General features: G+C 41.7%; 2 protein-coding genes. One reads left to right on the top strand and one right to left on the bottom strand.

What is annotated here, in order from left to right; translation table 11 throughout:
* Positions 1-117: 117 nt before the first annotated feature.
* The gene (locus tag OSCI_RS12640) at positions 118-1,458 is read right to left on the bottom strand and encodes a hemolysin family protein (RefSeq protein ID WP_007355356.1); all 1,341 of its coding nucleotides are present in this window, start codon (positions 1,456-1,458) and stop codon (positions 118-120) included.
* Between the two features lie 807 nt (positions 1,459-2,265).
* Between OSCI_RS12640 and OSCI_RS12635 the strand changes: the two genes are divergently transcribed.
* On the top strand, positions 2,266-2,565 hold the full coding sequence (locus OSCI_RS12635; RefSeq protein WP_202796237.1) for a nucleotidyltransferase domain-containing protein: 300 nt from the start codon (positions 2,266-2,268) through the stop codon (positions 2,563-2,565).
* The last annotated feature ends 44 nt before the right edge of the window (positions 2,566-2,609 follow it).

The raw sequence follows: 2,609 nt of genomic DNA, 5'->3' as shown, positions 1-2,609 counted from the left end.
ACCAATTACCAATTACCAATTACCAATTACCAACTAACAACTAACAACTAACAACTAACAACTAACAACTAACAACTAACAACTAACAACTAACAACTAACAACTAACAACTAACAACTAACAATTACAAAAAGTTAATTCAGTTAGCGGCTCATTTGATATTAAAGGAACGGGCATTACTAGCACTTTGTCAACTCGGTTGCCGTCCATATCTACAACTTCAAGCCGTAATCCATTCCATTCAAAATGCTCCGCCGCAGTGGGGATGCGCCCTAAATTTGTAATCACAAAACCGCCCATTGTATGATAATTCCCTCTCTGATCTGAGGACAATTCCTCAAGGTCAAAAAGCTCAAAAAACTCTTCTACAGGTAACATTCCATCCAATAGCCAAGAACCATCTTCTCGTTGTACAGCTTGGGGTTCATCTTCATTTTCCACAGAGGGAATATCGCCAACAAGTTCAACTAAAATATCATTGAGCGTGACCAATCCTTGAATCACACCGTATTCATCAACCACTAAGGCAATGTGATTTGTAAACTGCTTGAAAAGTTCTAAAACTTTTAACCCGCGCGTACTTTCGGGTACAAATAGGGGTCGCCTCAATTGTGCTGTTAAGTCAAGAGCTTGACCGGCTAAACTGCGGGATAATAAATCAGTAACGTGAATTACACCAATCACATTATCAAGGCCACCTTGACAAACTGGAAAGCGGGAATGAGCACTATCGAGCATTTTTTGACGGTTTTCTTCTGCTGAGTCCTCTAAATCTAGCCAAACAATATCTGGTCTGGGGGTCATGAGGGCGCTGACTCTGCGATCGCCTAAACGAAATACTCTCTGAACCATATCTTGTTCTGCTTCTTCAAAGGTTCCTGCTTCAGTACCTTGCTCGATTAAAACCTTGATCTCTTCTTCGGTAACTTGTGGTTCTGTAGAGGGTGTAATCCCTAACAGCCTTAGTACCAAATCAGTTGAGTAGCTTAATAAGCTAACAGCAGGGGAGCCAATTTTTGAAAGCATCCGCATGGGAATGGCAACTAATGCGGCGATCGGTTCTGGGTTGTTCAAAGCTAGTCGCTTTGGCACTAATTCGCCAATAATCAGAGTTAGATAGGTGATCAGCAAAATTGAGATCAATGTAGCGATCGGCTGACTGTAGGGTGCAAGGAAGGGGATCTGATGGAAAATCGGCTCTACTCTCTTAGAGAAAGTGGTTTCACCAAAAGCACCGGAAACGATCGCCAGTAGGGTGATCCCAATTTGAACAGTCGGCAAGAACTGATTTGGGGCATTAGCCAGATCCAGCGCCACGCGGGCCTTCTTCGAGCCAGAATTAGCCATCTGTTGCAGTCGCACCTTCCGTACCGAGACGATGGCCATCTCTGACATCACGAACAGTCCATTGAGGGCGATCAGTAGCAGAACAATCAGAATGTCGATAGTTGAGGACATTTGTCAAATTATCTATGTTATGGTCGAGGCGCGTGGGACGGTTATAGTCGGGGAAATTTGGTTAGAGATATAGCTTAACCGGTCAAATTGACGGCATTTCACCCTTTCCATGCTCCCAGAGGAGTCTTTGTTAATCAAAGTTCTCTAGATATAGAGAAGGTAGCACCTTCTGTTGAACAGAAATGTATCATTAGTTCAGTTGCTCTCTTCGCAGCCTTCTAAAATGAACGGTGTTGTTATCATCCAAAATTGTAAAGTTTTTTTTCGGTGGCAGCGCATATAGCCAAACCGTGCTGTTATTCTCGCCTGTAGGAGCGATCGCGATGGGGAGGTTGGCGAAGTGAATCAAAAGTGCGATCGCTTACCGCTGAAAGTATTGCACTGGTGAGTAGTTATAGGAGGTGCGATCGCTATTTATTTTGAGGAGGCGTATTCTGCAATTTGAAATGTTTTCGGAAGTGAGTTTGAAAGAGGATATGGCTGAATACAATTTGCTCAAAGGAACTCCAGCAATTATAGTAGATTATTGCCCCGAACGTCGGGACAGGAAGATGGCTACGTTTTAGAGGTATTGAATGAAGAAGCTAAGGCGTTTACAGTTATTGCTGTAGCAGTTTCAAAAATTGAACCAATAGCGGTAAGTATGTCTTACTAGGCGATCGCTCTACGGAAACAATGCTAAATATTGAATATCTGACCAGCAAAGATGAGGAGTAATTATTTTGGAAGTTGAATACCGTCAGGCTTTTCTAAAAGATTTGAAGCAACTAAGGAGTGTTGATTGATATGATAGAAATGGAAAAAATTATGCAAGTCATTCGGACTATTGCTAGTGAATTCAAGCCAAATAAAATCATTTTATTTGGCTCCTATGCTTATGGAAATCCTCAAGATGACTCTGATGTTGATTTGTTAGTAATTTTACCATACGATGGAAGCAATTTTCGGAAAAGTTGGGAAATTTTAAATAAAGTTCAACCGAAGTTTGCCATAGATTTATTAGTGCGAACTCCTGTAGAGGTAGAACAACGCCTCGCCTGGAATGATTTTTTTCTGCGAGAAATCATGGAAAAAGGAAAGGTGATTTATGAATCCGCTAACAGTTGAATGGATTGATAAAGCTGAGGGTGATTTTACTACAGCTTTGCGGG

This window comes from Kamptonema sp. PCC 6506, from assembly GCF_000180455.1.
Taxonomy (GTDB): domain Bacteria; phylum Cyanobacteriota; class Cyanobacteriia; order Cyanobacteriales; family Microcoleaceae; genus Kamptonema; species Kamptonema formosum.
The sequence above is the reverse complement of the archived record's forward strand: the minus strand, read 5'-3'. Positions and strand labels throughout refer to the sequence as shown.

What these genes read in the sequence shown, in the direction of transcription:
- OSCI_RS12640 (WP_007355356.1), bottom strand. Translation starts at nt 1,458, where the DNA reads ATGTCCTCAACTATCGACATTCTGATTGTTCTGCTACTGATCGCCCTC.
- OSCI_RS12635 (WP_202796237.1), top strand. Translation starts at nt 2,266, where the DNA reads ATGCAAGTCATTCGGACTATTGCTAGTGAATTCAAGCCAAATAAAATC.